Origin of the sequence: Ilyobacter sp. (assembly GCF_041583315.1) — a bacterium.
In the GTDB taxonomy this organism is placed as follows: Bacteria; Fusobacteriota; Fusobacteriia; order Fusobacteriales; family Fusobacteriaceae; genus Ilyobacter.
Genome location: NZ_JBFHGC010000193.1, coordinates 1 through 4,747 on the forward strand (window position 1 = coordinate 1; position 4,747 = coordinate 4,747).

Genomic DNA, 4,747 nt, shown 5'->3' on the forward strand with positions numbered 1-4,747 from the left:
AATATAAAAATAAGAGGGGATTTAAGCCCCTCTTATTTTTATGTTTTTTACAGATGCCAGTCTATGTACATAACCTCTGATAATTTCAATAATTTAGACCTATTCAAATATACCCTAAAATTACTTGGTTTTATCAAGTTTCAATATATGCCCCAACTTATCCTTCTTGGTTCTGAGGTATCTTAGGTTATTTTCATTTGAGTCTACCTCTATAGCCTTCCTTTTGTTCACTTTTATCCCATACATCTCGAGTCCATTTACTTTTCTCAGGTTGTTTGTCATGACCCTTACAGATTTTACATCCAGAGCCTTTAGCATCTGAGAAGCTACGGCATAGTCTCTGAGGTCAGCATCAAATCCAAGTTCTTCATTTGCCTCTACAGTGTCTAGCCCCTTGTCCTGAAGTGCATAAGCTTTTATCTTATTTAGAAGTCCGATTCCTCTTCCTTCCTGTCTGAGATAAAGGATAATTCCCTCTCCCTCTTCATCTATTTTTTTCATGGCAGCCTTCAGCTGAAGTCCGCAGTCGCATCTCATTGACCCTAGTATATCTCCTGTAAAACACTCTGAATGTATTCTTATAAGTACATTTTCCTTCCCTTTGACATCTCCTTTTATAAGGGCAATATGCTCTTTTCCGTCTAGTTTGTTGTCAAAAGCAACTATCTCAAAATTCCCGGCAATGGTCGGCATAGTAGCAGTTGCATATACTTCCATAAGTACGTCATGTTCTTTCCTGTATTTTATGAGATCCTCTATAGATACTATCTTCAAGTCATGCTCTTTTGCAAACTCTTTCAGATCCATAAGTCTTGCCATTGTTCCGTCATCCTTCAATATCTCACAGATAACTCCCACAGGCTTTAATCCTGCAAGCCTTGCAAGGTCCACAGCAGCTTCTGTGTGGCCTGGTCTTGTCAATACTCCTCCGTCTCTTGCCACAAGTGGAAACAGATGTCCCGGTCTCTTAAAATCCCAAGGCCCCTTACTCTCATCCACAAGATCAGTTATAGTTTTTACTCTGTCTGCTACAGAGATACCTGTAGTGGTCCCCTCTGCAGAATCTACAGATACTGTAAAAGCTGTCCCGTGGGAATCAGTATTTCTGTTTACCATCTGAGGCAAGTGTAGCTGATCTGCTCTCTCTCTGGTCATAGGTACACATGTCAGACCCCTGGCGTGTTTTGCCATAAAGTTTATACTCTCATAAGTCACCTTTTCTCCGGCGATGATGATATCACCCTCATTTTCACGATTTTCATCATCTACCACAATGACCATTTTCCCTGCTTTTATATCCTCTATAGCTTCATCTATTCTATCTAGCATAGTATTTTCCATCTCCCGTCTTAAAAAAATCCATTTTCCAGAAGGAATTTTTCATCGATTCCCTTCCCTTTTTTCTCCTCTTTATTTCCAAAATGAAGGAGTCTTTCCACGTACTTTCCTATCAAATCAGTTTCCACATTGATGTAGTCCCCGATTTTCTTGTACCCCAGAGTTATCATCTCTTGAGTATGCGGTATCAGCGACACACTCAGACTTTCATTTGTAAAATCAACAATTGTGAGACTGGCTCCGTCAAGGGTTATTCTTCCCTTTTCCACCACATATTTCATAAGCCTGGGCTCTACACTGATCTCATATATTTTGGCAATTCCCTCTTGTTTGATAGACATTATTCTGCCTTCACAGTCTACGTCTCCCGTCACAAGATGTCCTCCTAGAGGCGTGGCCAGAGTCAGGGATTTTTCCAGATTCACCTTTGACCCGCTTTTGAGTCTTTTCAGATTTGTCCTTTTTACCGTTTCAAACATACAGTCTGCTGTAAAGTAGTCCTTTCCTAGTTCTACTGCCGTAAGACAGGTTCCGTTTGTTGCTATACTGTCACCTATCTTGGCCCCTTCCAGGACTTTTTTGCATTTTATCTTTATTTTTAGGGATTTTTCTCCTCTGGCAACAGAGATTACTTCCCCCATCTCTTCTACTAATCCTGTAAAAATTTGGGTCACCCCCTTTTTTAATCTCTATAAAACTCCACTGAAATATTATTTCCGTACTGATTGAATTTCACATTTTTCAGTTCAAAGGCTTCATCTATACTGTCAAATGAAAATCCTTTTATAAAGGGTATCCCCTCTTGATCTCCCAAAATTTTGGGAGCTATAAATATCTCTCCGCCGTCTATGGCGTCCTCTTCAAAAGCCTTTGATATAAGAAAGCTTCCTCCTTCAAGAAGTATAGAATCTATCTTAAATTCCCCGATTTTTTTTAGAATGTCACTTATTTTAAATTCCTCTCCAGGAAGCCAGGCAAATCGAACACCTTTTTTTTCCAGAGTGGAAATTTTTTCTGAATCTTTATTTTTTTCCGAAGTTACTATTATACTCTTTTCATCTTTTATATTTACAAAGTTGGAATCCAGCGGTACAAGCAGGTGAGGATCTATTACTATTCTAAATGGATCTTTTCCTCCCTCTACTCTTGCTGTAAGCCTCGGATTGTCCTTCAAAAGTGTATTGGCTCCTACCATTATTCCCATGAAACGGTGTCTCAGTTTCTGCACCCTGTTCCTGGAGATTTCATTGGTTATCCACTTGGAGCTTCCCGTTCTGGCGGCTATTTTCCCGTCCAGAGTAATGGCACACTTTAGAAATAAAAAAGGTTTCTCTGTAGTTATGTACTTCATGAATACTCTGTTCAGCTCAAGAGCCTCTTCCTCCATGAGTCCCACCTCTACCTCTATACCTGCATCTTTGAGGAGTTTTACTCCCCTTCCTGCCACCAGTGGATTTGGGTCCAGGCAGGCTATGACACATTTTTTTATCCCCATATCTATTATTTTTTCAGCACATGGAGGAGTCTTTCCGTAGTGAGAGCAGGGTTCGAGGGTCACATATATCGTGGCGCCGCGACACTCTGATCCCGCTTCATTCAAGGCATATACCTCGGCATGGGGCCCTCCGTAATACTGATGGTAACCTCTGCCGATTATTGTCCCGTTTTTTACCACTACAGCCCCCACCATCGGGTTCGGGTTTACATCTCCTTCTCCCTTTGATGCCAGCTCAAGGGCCATCTCCATGTATTTTTTATCCATAGTTTACATCCCCTTTAAAAGGTTTACCATCTCGATTGCAGATACTCCGGCGTCAAAACCTTTATTTCCAGCTTTTGTTCCGGCTCTTTCGATACACTCTTCTATTGTGTTTGTTGTCAGTACTCCGAATATTACAGGTATTCCTGTTTCTAGAGATACCGAAGCTACACCTTTTGAAACTTCCGAACATACATAATCAAAGTGAGGAGTAGAGCCTCTTATTACTGCTCCAAGAGTTATTACTGCGTCGTACTTTCCTGATCTTGCCATTTTCTGAGCCACTAGCGGCATCTCAAATGCACCAGGTACCCAGGCTAACTCTATATTGTCTTCAGAAACTTCATGTCTTTTTAATGCATCTAAGGCTCCGCCAATCAGCTTAGACGAAATAAACTCGTTGAATCTTCCTGCTATAATTCCTACTTTTAACCCTTTACCTGAAAAATTTCCTTCAATAACTTTCATGATTCCTCCTTGTTTTTTCCTTATGGGATAAATATAAAAGCCCGGATAAACTCCGGGCATAATTCTTACTAGGATTAGACTTAAAATTGACTGTAAAAATACAGTTTGTAGGTCTTCTTCTCCCATCCAGACTTTACTGTCGGTTCTGGAGTTACACCAGATCAAGACCATGTGGCCTTCGCGGACTATAACCGCCGGTCGGGAATTTCACCCTGCCCTGAAGATTTATGTATTTGTAATTTCTACGACTAGTATAGCCTTTTTTTACTTCCTTTGTCAACTGTCTTGAAAAAATATAAGAAATAATTCTATCCAGAATGTTCTTTTTTATTCAAATATAAATACTGATAAAAAATTACGCCTCTTTATAGATATTTATCTCACGACTTTTTCTCAATTTTCCAACTTGTAGTCCTATTTTTTTAAAATGTGCACTCTCAAAATGAGCCTTTAGACAGTCCATATCCTCCCACTTTTCTATAAAAGTAAATGTACACTCATTCTCTATATCTTCATAGAGAGCATAGTCTATACATCCTTTCTCTTTCCTCGTCTCCTCTATAAGCTCCTCTGTAAGTTTTTTAAACTCATCTACCTTATCCTCTTTTAAAACTGACTTTGCCACCACTGTTATCATTTTTTCCCCCTTGTAAATTCATTTTTTTATTCCCTGTGAAACAAATTTATAAAAAATTAAAGGAATACCTCTCATGCTACTGTAAAGTAATAATAAGAAAGATATATTTACCATTTTAAAAAGGTTTTAGCTGCTTATTTCTAAAATCCTAAGTCACCCTAAAAAATTAGGGCGAAATTTAAAAGTTTATTTTTTAGAATTGAGTATCGCTAAAGATTATATCAGTCTTTTAAAGTTTAACAGGAGATGATGATGTCAAAAAATATTAATCGCGATATCACAAACTCAAGACAATTGAATATGGAAAACTATCAAAAAGAATAAGTTGGTAAATAATTGCACTGAGTTAATGGCTGTTTTGATGCCATTATACTAGAAGTCCCCAATGGGTGCTTCCTAATAAAAGAACTTTGAATCTTTTTGATAAAGACTTTTCAAAGACCGGATTTAAGCCGGTCTTTTTTTTTATTCTGCATTTCCAAAATATTATAGGAAAACATGCTGATAAACAACCACTGCCAAATATAAAATTCAATTTATAAGAC

At 38.4% G+C, this 4,747-nt stretch carries 5 protein-coding genes and 1 riboswitch; all 5 genes read right to left on the reverse strand.

Translation table 11 applies throughout. The features are described 5' to 3' along the window. Positions 1–120 precede the first annotated feature (120 nt). The gene (locus tag ABZA26_RS07885) at positions 121–1,329 is read right to left on the reverse strand and encodes a bifunctional 3,4-dihydroxy-2-butanone-4-phosphate synthase/GTP cyclohydrolase II (protein ID WP_372713975.1); all 1,209 of its coding nucleotides are present in this window, start codon (positions 1,327–1,329) and stop codon (positions 121–123) included. Between the two features lie 20 nt (positions 1,330–1,349). Further along, positions 1,350–2,003 carry a riboflavin synthase gene (locus ABZA26_RS07890; protein WP_372713979.1) on the reverse strand — a complete coding sequence of 218 codons (654 nt, stop codon included), beginning with the start codon at positions 2,001–2,003 and terminating at the stop codon, positions 1,350–1,352. Positions 2,004–2,020: 17 nt separating this feature from the next. Further along, on the reverse strand, positions 2,021–3,100 hold the full coding sequence (gene ribD, locus ABZA26_RS07895; protein ID WP_372713976.1) for a bifunctional diaminohydroxyphosphoribosylaminopyrimidine deaminase/5-amino-6-(5-phosphoribosylamino)uracil reductase RibD: 1,080 nt from the start codon (positions 3,098–3,100) through the stop codon (positions 2,021–2,023). A gap of 3 nt (positions 3,101–3,103) precedes the next feature. After that, a complete protein-coding gene (gene ribE / locus ABZA26_RS07900) occupies positions 3,104–3,565 on the reverse strand; it encodes a 6,7-dimethyl-8-ribityllumazine synthase (protein ID WP_372713977.1) in 462 nt (153 codons plus the stop codon). A 110-nt stretch (positions 3,566–3,675) separates the two neighbouring features. Then, positions 3,676–3,794, reverse strand: a riboswitch (FMN riboswitch). A gap of 126 nt (positions 3,795–3,920) precedes the next feature. Beyond that, positions 3,921–4,202 (reverse strand): putative quinol monooxygenase, encoded by a 282-nt coding sequence (locus tag ABZA26_RS07905; protein WP_372713978.1) that lies wholly within the window; start codon positions 4,200–4,202, stop codon positions 3,921–3,923. Positions 4,203–4,747 lie beyond the last annotated feature (545 nt).

Excerpts from the sequence above, each read along its gene's own strand:
- ABZA26_RS07885 (WP_372713975.1), bottom strand. The coding sequence starts at position 1,329 with ATGCTAGATAGAATAGATGAAGCTATAGAGGATATAAAAGCAGGGAAA.
- ribD (WP_372713976.1), bottom strand. The coding sequence starts at position 3,100 with ATGGATAAAAAATACATGGAGATGGCCCTTGAGCTGGCATCAAAGGGA.
- ribE (WP_372713977.1), bottom strand. The coding sequence starts at position 3,565 with ATGAAAGTTATTGAAGGAAATTTTTCAGGTAAAGGGTTAAAAGTAGGA.
- ABZA26_RS07905 (WP_372713978.1), bottom strand. The coding sequence starts at position 4,202 with ATGATAACAGTGGTGGCAAAGTCAGTTTTAAAAGAGGATAAGGTAGAT.